The sequence below is a fragment of the Candidatus Symbiopectobacterium endolongispinus genome, assembly GCF_018777385.1.
In the GTDB taxonomy this organism is placed as follows: domain Bacteria; phylum Pseudomonadota; class Gammaproteobacteria; order Enterobacterales; family Enterobacteriaceae; genus Symbiopectobacterium; species Symbiopectobacterium endolongispinus.
Map to the genome: position 1 here is coordinate 181,646 of NZ_JAFJYB010000003.1, position 18,785 is coordinate 200,430.

Consider the following 18,785-nt stretch of genomic DNA (forward strand, 5'->3'; position numbering starts at 1 on the left):
ATGGCAGATTGGCGACGATATCACCAATCTGCGTTTGAAACGCTGATTGAAACTGCCGACAACCTCGCTTTACCACTTGTCATCCTCTGCTTCCCTCTTGTCATCTTCGACGAAAGCTGGGGAACTCTGCGAGAATAAACGCGTTTCCTCTGCATGAGATTCCCGCCTTCATGGGAATGGCCGCGGTGGGCGGGAATTGAGAGTCGCTGGCTGTCAGCAACGTCAGCCAGCCAACGCGAACTTATTCAGCATCGCGCTGCGTATGCAGCATATAGTTCACGTCCACATTAGGACCGAGCGTAAAACGATCGCGCAGCGGGTTATAGTGCAGACCGGTGATGTGCTGTTCCGCCAGCGAGGTGCCGTCCACCCAATTCAGCAACTCCGCCGGGCGAATAAATTTCTTCGCGTCATGAGTGCCCTTCGGCACCATTTTTAGCACGTATTCGGCACCGAAAATCATCAATAGCCAGGCTTTGGCATTACGGTTGATAGTCGAGAAGAACACGTGTCCGCCTGGTTTGACCAAGGCGGCACAGGCGCGCACCACCGATTGCTGGTCTGGCACATGTTCCAGCATCTCCATACAAGTCACCACGTCATAGCGCCCGGCGTGCGCCGCTGCGTGAGACTCCACGGTTTCCTGTACATACTGCACGCTGACGCCGCTCTCCAGCGCATGCAGTCGGGCAACCTGCAACGGTTCGGCACCCATGTCTAATCCGGTAACCTCTGCACCTTCACGCGCCATGCTCTCCGCCAGAATGCCGCCACCACAGCCGACATCCAGTACCTGCTTGCCAAACAGCCCATCGGCGCGGCGTGCGATGTAGTCAAGTCGCAGCGGGTTGATGCGGTGCAGCGGTTTGAATTCACCTTCCAGATCCCACCAGCGTGAGGCGACGGCTTCAAACTTGGCGATTTCATCATGATCGACATTCTGCGTCTGTATTTCTTCGTTCATGCGGTATACAACCTTTTGTTATTCTCATCTGCGGTGAGTATATCGGGTGTAGGCAGGATGTAGTAGCGATTCTCCTTTTTGCTTCGGCGATGCAAAAGGCGGTGAATGAAAGAAAAGCGTCATTACTCGTGCGCGTATTTTCCCTGTAAGGTGGGTTTTGTGCTATCATTTTCCACCTTTTGAACTCGGGTTGATGCATTAGTTGATGCATTAATAGAGGGATAGCGGCTCCATGAGCGACCTTGCCAGAGAAATAACACCGGTCAATATCGAAGATGAGTTGAAAAACTCCTATCTGGACTATGCCATGTCCGTTATTGTCGGGCGTGCCTTGCCTGATGTTCGTGACGGCTTGAAACCCGTGCACCGACGCGTGCTGTACGCGATGAGCGTGCTGGGAAATGACTGGAACAAACCCTATAAAAAATCGGCCCGTGTGGTCGGCGATGTTATCGGTAAATACCACCCGCACGGTGATTCCGCCGTGTATGAAACCATCGTGCGCATGGCGCAACCTTTCTCCCTGCGCTACATGCTGGTGGATGGTCAGGGCAACTTCGGGTCGATAGATGGCGACTCGGCGGCAGCCATGCGTTATACCGAAATTCGCATGTCTAAAATCGCCCACGAGCTTCTGTCGGATCTGGAAAAAGAGACGGTCGATTTTGTGCCCAACTACGATGGCACAGAACAGATCCCTGATGTAATGCCGACGCGTATTCCTAACCTGCTGGTGAACGGTTCTTCCGGTATTGCCGTGGGGATGGCGACCAACATCCCGCCCCACAACCTGACGGAAGTGATCGACGGCTGCCTGGCGTATATCGACGACGAAAACATCAGCCTGGAAGGGTTGATGGCGCATATCAAAGGGCCGGATTTCCCGACTGCGGCGATCATCAACGGCAGACGCGGCATTGAAGAGGCGTACCGTACCGGGCGCGGCAAAATTTACATCCGCGCACGCGCCGAAGTGGAAGTGGACGACAAAAATGGTCGTGAGACCATTATCGTGCACGAGATTCCCTATCAGGTGAACAAAGCGCGCCTGATTGAAAAAATCGCCGAGTTGGTGAAAGAGAAACGCGTCGAAGGCATCAGCGCATTGCGCGATGAGTCCGATAAAGACGGCATGCGTATCGTGATTGAGATCAAACGCGATGCTGTGGGTGAAGTTGTACTGAATAACCTCTACTCGCTGACTCAGCTTCAGGTCTCGTTCGGCATCAACATGGTGGCACTGCATCAGGGCCAGCCGAAGATCATGCCGCTCAAGGACATTCTGGTTGCCTTTGTTCGTCACCGTCGTGAAGTGGTGACGCGCAGAACCATTTTTGAACTGCGCAAAGCGCGCGCGCGCGCCCATATTTTAGAAGGCCTGGCGGTTGCGCTGGCAAATATCGATCCGATCATTGAAGCGATTCGCAATGCACCAACACCAGCAGAAGCCAAGGCGGCATTGATTGCTCAAGCCTGGGATCTGGGCAACGTTGCGGCGATGCTGGAGCGTGCTGGTAATGATGCTGCGCGCCCTGACTGGCTGGAGCCGGAATTTGGGATTCGTGACGGTAAATACCACCTGACTGAGCAGCAGGCTCAGGCGATTCTGGATCTGCGGTTGCAAAAACTGACCGGTCTGGAACACGAAAAGCTGCTGGATGAATACAAAGAGTTGCTGTTGCAGAGCGCCGAACTGCTGCGCATTCTGACCAGCCCCGAGCGTTTGATGGAAGTCATTCGTGAAGAGCTGGAAGCGATCAAGACACAGTACAGCGATGCGCGTCGCACGGAAATCACGGCCAACAGCGCTGACATCAATATCGAAGACCTGATCAATCAGGAAGATGTGGTGGTTACGCTTTCCCATCAGGGTTATGTCAAATACCAACCGCTGAGCGACTATGAAGCGCAGCGTCGTGGGGGCAAAGGCAAGTCAGCGGCACGCATCAAGGAAGAAGATTTTATCGACCGTCTGCTGGTGGCTAACACCCATGACACGATCCTCTGCTTCTCCAGCCGTGGCCGTCTCTACTGGCTGAAGGTGTACCAATTGCCGGAAGCAAGCCGCGGTGCGCGTGGGCGTCCTATCGTCAACCTGTTGCCGTTGGAGCCGGAAGAGCGCATTACTGCCATTCTGCCGGTGCGTGAATACGAAGAAGGCCAAAACGTGTTTATGGCGACCGCCAGCGGTACGGTGAAGAAAACGGCGCTGACCGAGTTTAGCAATCCACGTTCGAAAGGGATTATTGCCGTTAACCTCAATGAGGGCGACGAACTGATCGGCGTTGATTTGACGGACGGTGAGAACGAGGTGATGCTGTTCTCTGCGGAAGGTAAGGTGGGGCGCTTCTCCGAAGCGGCTGTGCGTGCTATGGGACGTACCGCTACCGGTGTACGCGGTATCAACCTTCAGGGTGACGATCGCGTGGTGTCTCTGATCGTGCCGCGCGGTGAAGGTGATATCCTTACTGTCACGCAAAACGGCTTCGGTAAGCGTACTGCGGTGAGTGAATACCCGACCAAGTCTCGTGCGACCAAAGGCGTTATCTCTATCAAAGTGAGCGAGCGTAACGGTAAGGTTGTCGGTGCGGTGCGGGTCGATGAGCTGGATCAGATCATGATGATCACGGATGCCGGTACGTTGGTGCGCACCCGTGTCTCTGAGGTCAGCATAGTAGGCCGTAACACCCAGGGCGTGACGCTTATCCGCACTGCGGAAGACGAAAACGTGGTAGGGCTGCAACGTGTTGCTGAGCCGGTCGAAGATGAAGAGCTCGACAGCGTGGCAACCGCGCCGGGTGAAGTAGCCGAAGAAGAAGACGGCATTGATGATGCTGAAACCGACGACGATGTGGCTGACGACGAATAATCGCGTGCTACACCAATGAAAAAAAGCCAGCACCTCAGATGCTGGCTTTTTTATGCACTCTCGGTACTGTATCGACACGCCTTTCCCCTGCAACCATTTACCTACTTGATGGAATAAATTTGAAATACCTCGCTTCATTTCACACGACGCTGAAAATTTCCCGCTACCTGTTCAGGGTGCTGGCGATGATGTTATGGATGCTGGGGGCGCTGATTTCCATCTTCTATTTCAGCAAGGTGCTCAACGATAAAGAAGCTGAGTTGCGCCTGGAATATAACCAGAGCTACGATCAGTCGCAGGAGTATATTCGTCGCACCACGGACATCGTGCGGGAATTACGCTATGTGGCTGTCAGCCATGTCAACACGGCGCCCGCGCACGCTACGCCGTCTTCCGCCAATACCCTGCGTACACCGCTGCTTTCGCTCTATCCATTAACCGCAGGTGCAGACTGTCAGGCTATCTATCAGACCCAAAAAGGGCAGTTGGATGCCGTCAGCGCTTTTTTTACCGATTGGCAGGATAACTTCTCCACGGTATACGATCTGAACCGGGGGTTTTTTGTCGATGGTGCCTGGCAGTGCATGATGGATTTCGGTATCCGCAATCAGGCACTGGATCGCGATAATTTGTTGCAGAACCTGCAAGAACGTTTTGCCGATAAAAAGCATGCGATGCAAGGCGAATGGCGCGATGAAACGGTGTATTGGATAACCGCGGCCTCCGATCCCGATATCGGCTATCTGTATGCCATTGCACCGATTTATAAAGGGGATCGTCTGGAAACCCTAATGGGCATCGAGCAAACCATCCGTCTGGATGATTTTGTTGCTGCAGGCAAATTTACGGTCGGTGCCAAGCTGCTCGATCAGTTCAATCAGCCGTTGCTGCAATTTACCGATAAAGAGCGCAATGGCTCTATGACGTCCAGCTACCCGAACGATCGCACCTATTTTGGTTATATGGACGGTTACGACGAAATTATCCTGAAGAAAGCCTTACCGCCAACCACCTTTAATATCGTCTATTTTATGCCGTTCAGCGTGCTGCTCTCGCAGTTAAACGCGCTGATTATCAACATCGTGTTGTTAAACCTGCTCTCTGCGCTGGTGCTGTTTATTCTCGCCCGGACATTCGAACGCAAGATGTTTCTGCCTGCGCAAATTAACGCTTTTCAGTTGGAAGAGAACGAGCAGTTTAACCGTAAAATCGTGGCCTCTGCGCCGGTAGGCATCTGTATTTTGCGCATCAGCGACGGCACTAACCTGCTTAGCAACGAACTGGCGCATAACTACCTGAATTTGTTAACCCATGAAGACCGACTCAAGATCACGCGCATTATCTGTGAACAGCAATCAAAATATGTCGATGTGGTTACCAGCAGGAACCATCACCTGCAAATCAGTTTCGTTCATTCTCGCTATCGTAATGAAAATGTGGCGATTTGCGTGCTCTCCGATGTGAGCGCGCGGGTCAAGATGGAAGAGTCTCTGCAAGAAATGGCCAATGCGGATGAACAGGCGAGCCAGTCTAAATCGATGTTTTTGGCCACAGTCAGCCATGAACTGCGCACGCCGCTGTACGGGATTATCGGTAATCTGGATTTGCTCCGCACCAAAAGCCTGTCGAAAGATGCGAATCGATTAGCGGCAGCGATGCAGAACTCCTCGGCACTGCTGCTCAAAATCATCAGCGATATTCTCGACTTTTCCAAGATAGAGTCGGAACAGCTTAAAATTGAACCCGCTATTTTTACCCCACAGGAAGTGGTCAGCCACATTACCAGCAACTATCTGCCGCTGGTGGTGCGAAAAAATCTGACGCTCTACTGCTTTATCTATCCGCCGGTGCCGGCAACGTTGTCGGGTGATCCAGTACGTTTGCAGCAGGTGCTCTCTAATCTGGTGAGCAATGCGATTAAATTTACCGATACCGTCTGCATTATTTTTCAGGTGTGTTGCACCGACGGCTATCTCGAATTTTGGGTACGGGATACTGGCGCGGGGATTAATCCTCGCGAGGCGCTCAAGCTGTTTGATCCCTTTTTCCAGGCGGGTAGCGGCGTTCAGCGCCATTTTCAAGGGACCGGGTTGGGGTTAGCCATCTGTGAAAAGCTGGTGAACCTGATGGATGGCGACATGTCACTGATATCGGAACCCGGGCTGGGCAGTCAGTTTGGCATTCGTATTCCGCTCTATCAGGCACATTACGACGTCCCGACGCTCAGCGATGCGCTCAGGCAGAAAACCTGCTGGCTGAGGATACGTAATGCCAGTCTTGAGCACAACGCGCTCAGTTTACTGCAACAATATGGTCTCTCAGCGGCCCGTTATTCTGACCAGACTGTTCATGAGGACGACATCGTCATCAGCGATTACCCGCAGGCTACGCCGCCGCTTTCGCGCTGGAGCGTGCTGTTTAGTCACGTGCACATCGGCAGTGCGCAGGAGAGTGAGGCAGGGCGCTGGGTCATCAGTACCGCCGGATTGCCGGATTTGCCGGCGTTGCTGGAATGCCTGTGCCGTAACAAAGACGGAGAAGAGGGGGCGCTGGCCGTGCCGAGTACACGTGCCCAAACGCACTATAACCTGGTGGACAATAGCGATATATTGATTCTGGTGGTGGACGATCATCCGATCAACAGTCGTTTGCTCGCCGATCAGCTTGGATCGTTGGGTTATCAGGTCATTACCGCTAATGACGGCGTGGATGCGTTAAGCACGCAGGCAAAGCAAACGACTGATATTGTGCTGACCGATGTCAACATGCCGAATATGGATGGCTATACGCTGACGCGCACCCTGCGCGCGCAACGCTGGGAAGCGCCCGTGATTGGCGTCACCGCCAACGCACTCGCGGAAGAACGACAACGTTGTTTGTCGGCGGGGATGGACAACTGTTTATCGAAACCGGTTACGTTGGATGTACTGCAACAGTGTTTGGCGCAGTACAGTCTTCAAGTGCGTGAACAGCGGAGTAGCGCAACGTAGGAGTGTTAGTGGTAACGTTCGTCGTTCCTGGGTCAGCAGGAACGACGGGGTGAGCGCGTGAAAGTGAGAACTCAGCGCTTACGCACTTTCTCCCGGTTCGGCTCCGTTGATGTAAGATAGGTATTTCAGCAAGGCAATATCGTTATCAACACCCAGCTTGGTCATGGCAGATTTTTTCTGGCTACTGATGGTTTTGATGCTGCGGTTCAGCTTTTTAGCAATTTCCGTCACCAGAAAGCCTTCTGCAAACAGGCGCAGCACTTCGCTCTCTTTCGGTGACAGGCGCTTGTCGCCGTAACCGCTGGCGCTGATTTTTTCCAGCACCTTGGCAACGCTATCCGGGGTGAATTTCTTGCCATTTTGCAAGGCAGCCAGCGCTTTGGGCAAATCGGTCGGTGCCCCTTGCTTCAATACAATACCTTCGATATCAAGATCCAACACCGCGCTTAAAATGGCGGGGTTGTTGTTCATTGTCAGCACAATGATCGCCAGATGGGGGAAATGGCGTTTGATGTATTTGATCAGCGTGATGCCATCACCGTATTTATCGCCTGGCATGGATAAATCGGTAATTAAAACGTTGGCATCCAATTTCGGCAGGTGATTGATCAGCGATGTTGAGTCTTCAAACTCGCCCACCACGTTAACCCACTCAATTTGTTCAAGCGATTTTTTAATGCCAAAAAGGACAATCGGATGGTCGTCAGCGATAATTACGTTTAAATTACTCATCGTTTTATTTACTCGTCTTGTTGGCCATTAGGCTGCAATAATACACGGACAAGTTCGTCGATCTCATCAATATCATGTTTGATTTCTTTACTCGCCTGTTCGGTAATATGCCACTCAAGTTGTTCACACAATTGTTTGCCAGGGTGCAAGTTTAGCATAGCAAACACCCCCTTAAGTCGATGCGCCGTTTGTGCCAGCGTTGAAAAGTCTCCTGTTTCTGCATCAGTATACAGTTTGACAATGTCGTCGGGTACCGTTTCAACGAACAGCGAAAAATAGTCGCTGGCTTTTAGTTGCCGGGCGTATTCGTGAATATCCGTCGGCGCAGCATCCTGCGTAGCGACCTCAAATTGTTGCTCAATCAAGGTCAATACGGCATCTTGCAGCAGCTGACTGATATTAAAATTGGTGCGTAATCGACGCGGCGCCAGTAAGGTCACTTGGGTATCCTCACCGTTCACCAGCAGCGTGTTATCCGCCATTTTTGCTTCATCATCGACAATACGCAGATCGAACTCCTGGGGCATCTGGCGCTCATCGGCGTTGACACATTCGGCCCCCCAACTACAGGGCAGGTGCTGCACGATCAGACGTACCTCATTGGCGGTGATGTCTAACAGCACCGTCATGTCTTCCAGCAGTTTTTCGTCTTCATCTGCGCTGTTGGTGCTGGCGGGCAACGTGACCGTCAACTGATAGTGCGTGCCGAGATCTTGTTTACAGGAGATACTCAGCTCGCCACCAAGCTTACGCGCGAGTTGATGGCACAGGAACAGTGCAAATCCCGAATTTTGTTGGGAGCGATCCGCCGATGGCACCGTTAGCCAGGGGTGGCGCAGATTATCCAGTTCTGCCGCTGACATGCGGGTGCCAGTATCGCTGAGCCGGATAGCGAGTTTGTCCGCCTGCTCGGCATCAGCTTCCAGCGTGAGCGTTATCTTGCCGTAATCCGTATTGGTGATGGCGTAATCGAGCAGCAGCAGCGCTTTTCGCAGCATGGCCATGTCGCCCACATATAAACGTTGTGGTTCTAAGCGGTAGTGATGAAACAGGTGCAGCCCTTTTTGGGAAAGACGCGGCAGGCTCGCAAGCAGCAAGCTATCCATCATCGCAAGGGGAGAAAAGGGCACCACGTCCGGTTGCCATGTGTCGCTGCCGAGCCGGCCATGGAGTGCAATATTATCCAGTAGCGCGATCGTTTGTGCCGTTTCATCTGAGGCTTTACGTAACAATCTGGTGCGAATATCGTCATACGCTGTTTGTGCCAGGGACAGCAAATGTTGCTGTAAAGCCTGCATTGGCGTATGCAGCTCCTGACGAAGATTGGTTAACAGCCGTTGGCGCGCCAGCACGTTTTTGTCATATTCGCGCTGCGCCAATTGCATCTTTTTATGCACCAGGATTTCTTTATCCTGCTCGCGAATCAGAAACAGGTTGTGCTCTGGCATCTGCGGGTGGCTGAACTGCAAAATCTCGTACATCTCGTTGTTGATGGTTGCCTGCACCACGCCCTGATGCTCGCGCGCCATCGCGGCGATTTTCTCCAAACTCAGGTGGGGCAACAGATGCTCGGCAATGGCGTTTTGTACCACCACGCGGTTGGCAGAAAAATCATAAACCAGAATGCCAATCGGAACGCGTTTAACGATCTCCTGATAAAGCGCCTGCTGTTTCCGCAAGCGCGGTGACGGATCGTCGCGCGCATTGCGGTTGGGCTGACGCCACAGGTAGAACCCAGTCAGGGTTAGCGCCAGCAGCGCCAGATTTAGCAGCAGCAACCAGATATTATTACGCGCCATATCGGCAGCGAATTGCCGCAAAGGTAACTGATAAACGATATTCACCGGCGCATTAACCAGCGGTGCGGCCACCTCTAACAGCGAACCGTTTAGCTGAACGCGGGTCGTATCCTCGTTATTGGTAAATGCTTCACTGCTGGTTCCCACGGTGTCCGCGCGCAGGATGAAATTGTCGCTCGACAGCGTATGTGGGATCAGATCGTTGATGGGCAAATCAAAGGCAATGATGGTCGCCAGATGGCCCGGCTGGTTTAAGGTGGTGCGCAGTGTAAAATAGTAGTCATTATAAAAGCGCAGCTTGCGGATGGGAGAGAAACTCTCGCGTTCATCAAGCGCGTTTGACTGTTGCAGCATCTCCGTGAGTCTGGCTTCGGCAATCGCGGTGATATAGCTGCCGCGAAACTGTGCGGAAATGTCTTTCAGTATCTGCGTGGAAATCATGCTCAGGCTGTTATCTACACCATTGAGGTAGTACAGGAGTAGATATCGCTCTCGGCACCCCACAGGATATCGAGATAACGTGAAATCTTGCGCACCGCGCTCAGCGTTGATTTATCGTGCTGACCAAAGATGAGCACATCGGTTTTCTGGCCGTTTTTTTCCACATAGAACACATCCGGCAGCAGACTGATGGCATTGACGCTATCTTCCCCGCCAGCGGCGGCGTCGTTGTTCAGATTGCTATAGATTTGGTAAGTTAAAAAACGGTAGGTATCTATACGCTTTTGCATCCCAAGCGCGAGGGTGTTGAGCGTAGATTTCTTCTCTGCCAACCAGTTGTTCACGATATTGTAGCTCAGCGTGCCGGTTGTCAGCAGTAGCAACAGGGCGAACAAGGTAAGGTAGCGAAGCAGACTCGCAGGCATGATAACAGTTCCTACTTGGCAGAGCGTAAGATAAGAAAATGAAATGCATTGACCTTAGTCAGCAACAAATAAGGGCAACCTGCTCCTTGTGCGGTCTCTTTTGTCTCCGCGTTCTTGATTTGGCATTGCGCTTCTCGCGTTACTTTGCCCATGTTCCACGCACCACCTTCTCTTTGTCCGGCTCCCTTTTTATCATAACTTCCTCACTGAATCGAAATTTCCTCAATCCGGTAGTGTAACTTCCGATATTAATCGGAACAGTTAACCCTTTTTGCTGTGATATTCGCCAATGGTGAAAGGGGAGTCTTAGGTGGTAATAGGTATGGGGGCAAAAAAAGCCGGTAAAAACCGGCTAAAGGATCGGAAATTGGGAAATAAATGATGATAGCGACCTCATTTTACCGCGTTGTGTTCGCCGCTTTTGTAGATTGATGCGATTAATTATTGCGCGATAGTATCCATAATGCGCGGCACCCGTTTGCTGTTGTGCTTGTTTACAATGATTTGGCCATATATAGCACGGAAGCCTGCCTCACATCATCCGTTTTTTGCCGTATAATCCCGTGCTTTACGTTTGAGCTTTGGGGTAAGGGTGAAACAACTTTCTCACTTGTTGCGTCGTATGCAGCAGGTATTGCGTGAACCGCAGCCAGCATTGCCGGGAAGTCGACAACTCGTCGTCCCTTTGCCCATGGATGTCGCTGCGACAGAAGAGAGTGAGCCGTCATTGTTGCCTTGGTTGGCCACCCAGCCTGTTTATCCCCAGTTTTACTGGCAGCACCGGCAGGAGCCGGAAGAAGCTGCCGTGTGCGGTATCGTACGCGGTTTTCGCCATATCAGTGATGCCGAGGGTTTTTTTCAGCGTCATCGCAATGCGCCGGATGTGCGTTTCTGAGGGCTCAACGGCTTTGAGCACACCACTGTGGAAGGGGGAGAATCGGCTGACTATCTCTTTTTACCGCGCGTTGAAGTCATTCGTCAGGGCAACCAACTGAGCCTCAAGGTGAATCTGTTCAGTGAGACCTCATTGCAGGCGGATGCCGATGAAGCCGCCGCGTTTATCAAATTCCTGTTGTCCACGCATCCCATTGCGCCGCTGACCAGTCGCACTGTGGCGCAAGAGCATCAACCTTCGCGGGAAGGGTGGGTTAGCATGCTCGAACAGGCACTGGCGAGTATTGCCGCCGATGAGATGGCAAAAGTGGTTTTGGCGCGCTGTACCACGCTGACGTTGTCGCAGCCGCTGCGCGCGGCAAGTATGATGGCCGCCAGCCTCGCCGCCAATCATCGCTGCTTTCACTTTATGCTGGCCCACAATGCTGAACAGGCTTTTATGGGCTCCAGCTCTGAGCGCCTTTACTTACGCCAGGGGATGACCCTGAACACGGAAGCGCTGACCGGAACGGTCGCCAGCGATGACAACCACCGCACCGCCGAGACGCTCGCGCAGTGGTTGATGAACGACAGAAAAAACCAGTGCGAAAACCAATTCGTGGTGGACGATATCTGCCAACGGTTACAGCACTCCGCCGCCGCGTTGGATGTTATGCCCCCGGAAGTGATAAGGTTGCGTAAAGTGCAATATTTGCGCCGCGCGATCCGAGCCACGCTGCATCAGGCTTCTGATACCGCCTGCCTGAATGATTTGCAGCCGACTGCGGCGGTGGCTGGGTTGCCCCGCCAGGCAGCGCGTGCGTTTATTCGTCAGGTTGAGCCGTTTATGCACGGCTGGTATGCCGGTTCTGCCGGTTATCTTTCACTGGCGCAGGCGGAATTTTGCGTTGCCTTACGTTCAGCAGAGATCAATGGCGATAAAATAAACCTCTATGCCGGTGCTGGCATTTTGCCGGGATCTGATCCAGAGCAAGAATGGGTAGAGCTGGATAACAAAGCGGCAGGGTTAAAGACACTATTCGACGGCGAAGTGTCATAGTTTTGTTTTATCTTTGTTGTGCAGAGTGCGGGTTTATATCAAAGTCAGCCTCATGAAAAAAATATAATAAGCGGCATATCCTGAAATCAGAGCAGTCGAGTCCACCATGTCAACAAGTGTATTTAATCGTCGCTGGGCCACATTATTGCTTGAGGCGTTGACTCGTCATGGCGTTCGCCATATTTGCATCGCGCCGGGCTCGCGCTCAACACCGTTAACGCTGGCCGCGGCTGCGCATGCCTCGGTAGTCTGCCATACCCATTTCGACGAACGTGGGTTGGGCCATCTTGCGTTTGGCTTAGCCAAGGCATCGCGTGAACCAGTGGCAATCATTGTGACGTCGGGTACGGCAACAGCCAATCTTTATCCGGCGATCATTGAAGCAGGGTTGACCGGGGAGCGGTTGGTGGTGCTGACTGCCGATCGTCCGCCCGAATTGATTGACTGTGGGGCCAATCAGGCCATTCGCCAGCAGGGTATGTATGCCTCTCACCCTACTCAGGTACTCAATCTGCCACGCCCGACGCCGGATTTGCCCGCACGCTGGCTGGTGTCGGCAATCGATGGAGCGGTGGGGGAATTAACCCACGGCGCGTTGCATATCAACTGCCCTTTTGCTGAACCGCTGTATGGCCCAGATGACGACGATTTGTATCAGGACTGGCTGGCTACATTGGGCGGATGGTGGCAAACGCGCGCGCCCTGGCTGCGGGTAGCACATCAAACGGCGGTCGCAGTGGAGCCCGATTGGCCGCTGTGGCGTAAAAAGCGCGGAGTGGTTCTGGTGGGCCGGGTGACTGCGCAAGAAGGGGCACAACTGACGGCCTTGGCGGAAACGTTAGGTTGGCCGTTGATTGGCGATGCCCTCTCGCAAACTGGCCAACCGTTGCCTTATGCGGATTTATGGCTGGCGCATCCGACCGCTGCGCAGCAATTGCAGGCGGCCGAGGTGGTATTGCAATTTGGTGGGAGTCTGACTGGAAAACGCGTGTTGCATTGGCGGGAGCACTGCTGCCCGCAAGAGTTCTGGCTGATTGACCCGATGCCGGGGCGGCTCGATCCTGCCCACCATCGCGGGCGTCGTCTGGCGGCCCCCGTCAGTGACTGGCTTAATGCCCATCCGGCGCACGCGCAGGCACCGTGGGCGCATGGATTGTCGGCGTGCGTAGAGGCGGTCCGTAATTATGTGGCCGCGCGGTTGGCGGGACCCTTTGGCGAAGCGCCATTGGCACACCGTGTGGCGGCGCTGCTACCGCCAAATGGTCAACTATTTGCGGACAATAGCCTGGTGATTCGCCTGATCGATGCACTGGCGCAGTTGCCGGATGCTTATAACGTGTATGGCAATCGCGGTGCCAGCGGCATTGATGGCCTGATCGCCACGATGGCGGGAGTCCAGCGGGCAAACGGGTTACCGACGCTGGGGATTGTGGGCGATCTCTCCGCGCTATACGGCATGAATTCGCTGGCGTTGCTGCGTCAGGCACCGGCTCCGCTGGTGCTGATGGTGGTGAACGACAACGGCGGACATATTTTCTCTTTGCTGCCGACGCCCACTCAGGCGCGAGAAGCCTTTTATTGCATGCCGCAAGACGTGGAGTTTAGCCACGTTGCTGCCATGTTCGGACTGAACTACGTTCGAGCGGAAAGCTGGCAACAGGTGAGCGAAGCCACGGCGGCTTGCTGGGCACAAGGTGGCGTAACCTTGCTGGAGGCCGTCGTCGAAGCCAAGGCGGGGGGGCTGACATGCTCAATCAACTCGCGACGCAGGTTGCCAGCGGTGAGATTGAAACACAGCTGGAAAGCGACATTGCTCGTTTAGAACCGCTCCCACTATGAGTGCTGGTCCCGCGATGAGCTTGCACTGCCTGCGTATTGCGCCTCCCGATGTTACGCCAGAGACACCCTGGCTGGTGCTGTTGCATGGGTTGCTTGGTCGCGGTGATGACTGGCAGGCGCTGTGCCCGCTGTTGCCAGAGTGGCCCATTCTGCAAGTGGATTTACCGGGCCATGGCGCTTCGACGTGCGTGCGTGTCCGTGATTTCAGTGAGATGCGTCAGCAGCTGGCGCTGACATTGTGCGCGCAGGGCATCACCCGTTACTGGCTGATTGGCTATTCGTTAGGTGGGCGTATCGCAATGGATTTCGCGGCCTCTTGTGCAGGTGAAGCGGCGGAAGGATTACGTGGCCTGCTGGTGGAAGGCGGCAACCCTGGGTTGCAGGAAGATACAGAGCGTCAGGCGCGCATGGAGCACGATGCGCGTTGGGCGTGGCAGATATGCTGGAAGCCACCTCGCTAGGTCGGCAACCGTGGTTAGTGGATGCGGTGCGCCGTCGCGGTTTACCCTTTGGTTATTTGTGTGGCGCGCAGGATCAAAAATTTCAGGCTATTGCCCAGACATATCGCTTGCCGCTGTTGTCGGTTGCGCGGGCGGGCCACAATGCGCACCGTGCCAACCCGGCAGACTATGCACAACAGATACGTAGGTTTATCACTTTGCCCGACGCCGCACAGGCGCAGGGCTGATTATCTCTCTGCCACGGTAGCGCCCTGGCACCCTATGAAGGAAGGAACACCATGCTTTATCCGAGTGAAGAACTGCTGTATGCCCCGGTTGAATGGCACGATTGCAGCGGTGATTTTGTCGATATTCTCTACCATAAATCGACGGACGGCATTGCCAAAATCACCATTAACCGCCCACAGGTGCGTAACGCGTTCCGTCCGCTGACGGTAAAAGAGATGCTCCAGGCGCTGGAAAATGCCAGCTACGATGACGGTATCGGCGTGATTATTCTTACCGGTGCCGGTGACAAAGCGTTCTGTTCCGGTGGCGATCAGAAAGTGCGCGGCGATTACGGCGGCTGTCAGGACGACAGCGGCGTTCATCACCTCAATGTGCTGGATTTCCAGCGTCAGATCCGTACTTGTCCGAAACCGGTTGTGGCGATGGTTGCCGGTTACTCCATCGGTGGTGGTCATGTGTTGCACATGATGTGCGATCTGACCATTGCCGCAGAAAATGCGATTTTCGGGCAAACCGGTCCGCGCGTTGGCTACTTTGACGGTGGGTGTGGCGCTTCTTACATGGCGCGTATCGTAGGCCAGAAAAAGGCGCGTGAAATCTGGTTCCTGTGCCGCCAATACGATGCGGCTCAGGCGCTGGATATGGGACTGGTCAACACTGTTGTGCCGTTGGCTTCCCTGGAGAAAGAAACGGTGCGCTGGTATCGCGAAATGCTGCAAAACAGCCCGATGGCGCTGCGCTGCCTGAAAGCGGCACTCAATGCCGATTGCGACGGCCAGGCAGGGCTTCAGGAGTTGGCTGGCAACGCGACCATGTTGTTCTACATGACGGATAAAGGGCAGGAAGGTCGTAACGCCTTCAACGAGAAACGTCAGCCCGACTTCGGCAAATTTAAGCGTAATCCATAATGCGTAGCGCGTCGGTTTATCGCTATAGCGTTCCGATGGACGCGGGCGTAGTGTTCGCAATCAGCGCCTAAAAACCCGCGAGGGGCTGATCCTGCACCTGCGCGATGGCGCGCACGAAGGCTGGGGTGAAGTCGCCCCGTTGCCGGAGTTCAGTCAGGAAACGCTGCCGCAAGCGCAGGCCGCCCTGAGTGCGACGCTGACACAGTGGCAAACGGGAGACGTGCCGGATGACGCCGCATTGCCACCGTCGGTGGCGTTCGGGCTAAGCTGTGCGCTTGCCGAGTGCGACGCGCGCTTGCCGCTGGCTGCTGATTACCGTAAAGCGCCGTTGTGCAGCGGCGATCCGGATGAGCTGTTTGCGCTGCTGCAAGGCATGCCGGGCGACAAAGTGGCGAAAATCAAGGTTGGGCTATACGAAGCGGTGCGTGACGGCATGATAGTCAATGTGTTGCTGGAAGCGCTGCCAGATTTGACGCTGCGTCTGGATGCCAATCGCAGTTGGACGCGTGTCAAAGCTGATGGTTTTGCACGCTATGTGGCGCCGGAACTGCGTTCACGCATTGCGTTTCTTGAAGAGCCGTGCAAAACCCGTGAAGAATCCCGTGCCTTTGCCCGTGACACCGGTATTGCTATCGCCTGGGATGAAAGCTTGCGTGAGGCCGATTTTCGCGTGCAAGCCGAGCCTGGCGTAAGCGCGATTATCATCAAGCCGACGCTGGTGGGCAGCCTGGCACGCTGCGAGCAGTTGGTGCGCGAGGCGCATCAGGCCGGTTTGACGGCGGTAGTCAGTTCCAGCATTGAGTCGAGTTTAGGGCTGACACAGTTGGCACGTATTGCCCAGTAGTTGACGCCGAATGTTGTTCCCGGTTTGGATACGCTGGATCTGATGCAGAGACAGGTGGTTCGCGCCTGGCCGGACAGTGTTCTGCCGCTGCAATCGTTGGAATCACTGGATAAGGTATGGCAGGCATAACGGACTGGCCCTGGCGATATTGGGCAGCGCGAAACCCGCAGGCGTTAGCGCTGACGGTGGAGGCGCAGGCATGGAGCTGGCAACGGCTGGCATCGCATTGCACCGCCCTTGCCGCTGACTTTTCCCAGTAAGGGGTCAACCCTGACGATATCGTGGCACTGCGTGGGAAAAACAGCGCCGCGATGCTATTCAGCTATCTGGCGTTGCTGCAATGCGGTGCGCGGGTGTTGACGCTGAATCCGCAATTACCAGCGTCGCTGCTGTCCACACTGTTACCCTCGCTTGGCGTGGCGTATTTTCTTTCTGTCTCGCCGCCAGACGTTGACGTTCCGGTGCCATGCCATCCCCTTTATTATCCAGAGAGTTTCACTGCGGAGACGCCGTCAGAGCGACAATCCCCTGAATGGCAGGCTTCACGCCTTGCCACCCTGACACTGACCTCCGGTTCCAGCGGGCTGCCGAAGGCGGTGGCGCATGCTTTCTCCGCCCATATCGCCAGTGCGCAAGGGGTCATTGAACTGATGACCTTTACGGCGCAGGACAGTTGGTTGCTGTCGCTGCCCTTATTTCACGTATCAGGGCAAGGCATTGCCTGGCGCTGGCTGACGGCGGGAGCTCGGCTAGTGCTGCGCAGTGCGCAACCGTTGGAGCACGCGTTGCAGGATTGTTCGTATGCCTCACTGGTGCCGACGCAGTTGTGGCGGTTGTTGGCGCAAGGCAACTTGCCTGACGCGTTGAGCGCCGTGTTGCTCGGCGGTGCGGCGATTCCTCTGGAATTGACTCAGCAGGCTGAGGCTCGAGGTATTCGCTGCTGGTGCGGTTATGGCATGGCGGAAATGGCTTCAACGGTCTGTGCCAAACGGGCTGATGGCCAAGCTGGCGTCGGTCTTCCTTTACTGGCACGTGAAATAGCGGTGCAGGACGGGGAAATTTTGCTGCGCGGTGACAGCATGGCCGCAGGGTATTGGCGGGACGGTGCGTTGCTGCCGCTCACAGACAGTGACGGTTGGTTCCATACGCGCGACAGCGGGGTGTTCCAACACAATGAGTGGCATGTGCTGGGGCGGTTGGACAATCAGTTTTTCAGCGGCGGTGAAGGTATCCAACCGGAAAATATTGAAGCGCTGCTGTTGGCGCATCCGAAGGTGCAACAGGCTTGCGTAGTGCCGGTGGCGGATGCCGAATTCGGTCAGCGTCCGGTGGCTGTAATAGACGTCTCCCCCGAGGTGACGCTTGCTGCTATCCGCGACTGGCTCACGCCGCAGTTAGCGGGCTTTCAACGGCCGGTCGCCTACTACGCGTTGCCTGCCGAATTACACGGCGGCGGCCTCAAAATTGCGCGGGTACAGGTGCAAGCCTGGGCGGAAAAAATCTACCTCAATGACATGAATTAAGCGGTTTTTTTACGCGTTCGTTGATGATATTAATGCAATTTGTTGCTGGTTACTGGGGCTGATTCAGGTAAAATCCCTCAGATGCGATGTCTTGATTGTATACCCGTCATACTTCACGCTGCAGATGTGTTGGCTGTGCTCGCTCACCCGAATCACTGACCTGAGTAAGCTCATCTGGATTCACTCCCTTGCCGCCTTCCTGCAACGCGAATTATTTAGGGTATAGCGTTTAATGATCGATTTAAGGATAAACACAATGAAAAAGATTGCGATTGCCCTGGCAGGCAGCTTGCTGCTGGCAACAGCAACGGCTCAGGCTACCAGCCTCTCCGGGGAAGCTAGCGATGACTATGCGGGCGCGAGCGCGGGCTTTGGTCTGGGCGTTCCTGGTCTCGGCGCTAACGTCAGTTACGGTCATGGTAAAGACAATAATGACGTGTACGGTTTCGGCTTGGGCTATACGCTGCCGCTGGGTGCGGCATCACTGACTGTGGGCGGCAAAGCGCTCTATTTGAACCAGCAACACGCGACCGACGGTTATGGTGTGGCGCTGGGTGGTGGGTTGCAGTTCCCGATCAACCGCTATTTCTCTCTGTATGGTGAAGGGTATTATGCGCCGGACACGTTCTCCAGCCATATCGATCACTATGTAGAAGCAAAATGCGGCGTGCGCTGGCAGGTGTTACGCCCGCTTAATCTGGATCTTGGCTACCGTTATATCAATATCGGTGGCGAAAGCGGACGCTCTGATAACAAAGTGGCCGATACGTTCTACCTGGGCGCAGGCTTTAATTTCTAAATCAACGCGTAGCGTCATAAAAAATGGGTG

The 18,785-nt window shown here is 54.5% G+C and carries 6 protein-coding genes and 6 pseudogenes; 9 read left to right on the forward strand and 3 right to left on the reverse strand.

The window, feature by feature from the left end:
* Positions 1-241: 241 nt before the first annotated feature.
* A complete protein-coding gene (gene ubiG, locus JZM30_RS12410) occupies positions 242-964 on the reverse strand; it encodes a bifunctional 2-polyprenyl-6-hydroxyphenol methylase/3-demethylubiquinol 3-O-methyltransferase UbiG (RefSeq protein ID WP_252319027.1) in 723 nt (240 codons plus the stop codon).
* Between the two features lie 232 nt (positions 965-1,196).
* On the opposite strand from ubiG, the gene gyrA reads away from it, so the two are divergent.
* A complete protein-coding gene (gene gyrA / locus JZM30_RS12415; protein ID WP_252319029.1) occupies positions 1,197-3,833 on the forward strand; it encodes a DNA topoisomerase (ATP-hydrolyzing) subunit A in 2,637 nt (878 codons plus the stop codon).
* Positions 3,834-3,952: 119 nt separating this feature from the next.
* Positions 3,953-6,823 (forward strand): two-component system sensor histidine kinase RcsC, encoded by a 2,871-nt coding sequence (rcsC, locus tag JZM30_RS12420; RefSeq protein WP_252319032.1) that lies wholly within the window; start codon positions 3,953-3,955, stop codon positions 6,821-6,823.
* Positions 6,824-6,901: 78 nt separating this feature from the next.
* Here the strand turns inward: rcsC and rcsB are convergent, their stop codons facing one another.
* Positions 6,902-7,555, reverse strand: a complete 654-nt coding sequence (rcsB, locus tag JZM30_RS12425) for a response regulator transcription factor RcsB (RefSeq protein ID WP_252319033.1) — start codon at positions 7,553-7,555, stop codon at positions 6,902-6,904.
* Positions 7,556-7,563: 8 nt separating this feature from the next.
* Positions 7,564-10,220: pseudogene (gene rcsD, locus JZM30_RS12430) on the reverse strand (phosphotransferase RcsD).
* A gap of 622 nt (positions 10,221-10,842) precedes the next feature.
* Here rcsD and menF point away from each other — a divergent pair.
* The 7 genes and pseudogenes from menF to JZM30_RS12470 all read left to right on the forward strand — a co-directional run bounded on the left by menF (position 10,843) and on the right by JZM30_RS12470 (position 18,755).
* Positions 10,843-12,153 (forward strand): annotated as a pseudogene (gene menF / locus JZM30_RS12440) (isochorismate synthase MenF).
* 106 nt (positions 12,154-12,259) lie between these two features.
* Positions 12,260-13,992, forward strand: a pseudogene (gene menD / locus JZM30_RS12445) (2-succinyl-5-enolpyruvyl-6-hydroxy-3-cyclohexene-1-carboxylic-acid synthase).
* 14 nt (positions 13,993-14,006) lie between these two features.
* Positions 14,007-14,680: pseudogene (locus tag JZM30_RS12450) on the forward strand (alpha/beta fold hydrolase).
* A 51-nt stretch (positions 14,681-14,731) separates the two neighbouring features.
* The gene (gene menB / locus JZM30_RS12455; RefSeq protein ID WP_252319036.1) at positions 14,732-15,589 is read left to right on the forward strand and encodes a 1,4-dihydroxy-2-naphthoyl-CoA synthase; all 858 of its coding nucleotides are present in this window, start codon (positions 14,732-14,734) and stop codon (positions 15,587-15,589) included.
* Positions 15,589-16,562, forward strand: a pseudogene (gene menC, locus JZM30_RS12460) (o-succinylbenzoate synthase). The gene menB and the pseudogene menC overlap by 1 nt, the downstream one beginning before the upstream one ends.
* Positions 16,550-17,956, forward strand: a pseudogene (menE, locus tag JZM30_RS12465) (o-succinylbenzoate--CoA ligase). Before menC ends, menE begins: the two co-directional pseudogenes overlap by 13 nt.
* A 256-nt stretch (positions 17,957-18,212) precedes the next feature.
* Positions 18,213-18,755 (forward strand): YfaZ family outer membrane protein, encoded by a 543-nt coding sequence (locus JZM30_RS12470; protein ID WP_252319037.1) that lies wholly within the window; start codon positions 18,213-18,215, stop codon positions 18,753-18,755.
* The last annotated feature ends 30 nt before the right edge of the window (positions 18,756-18,785 follow it).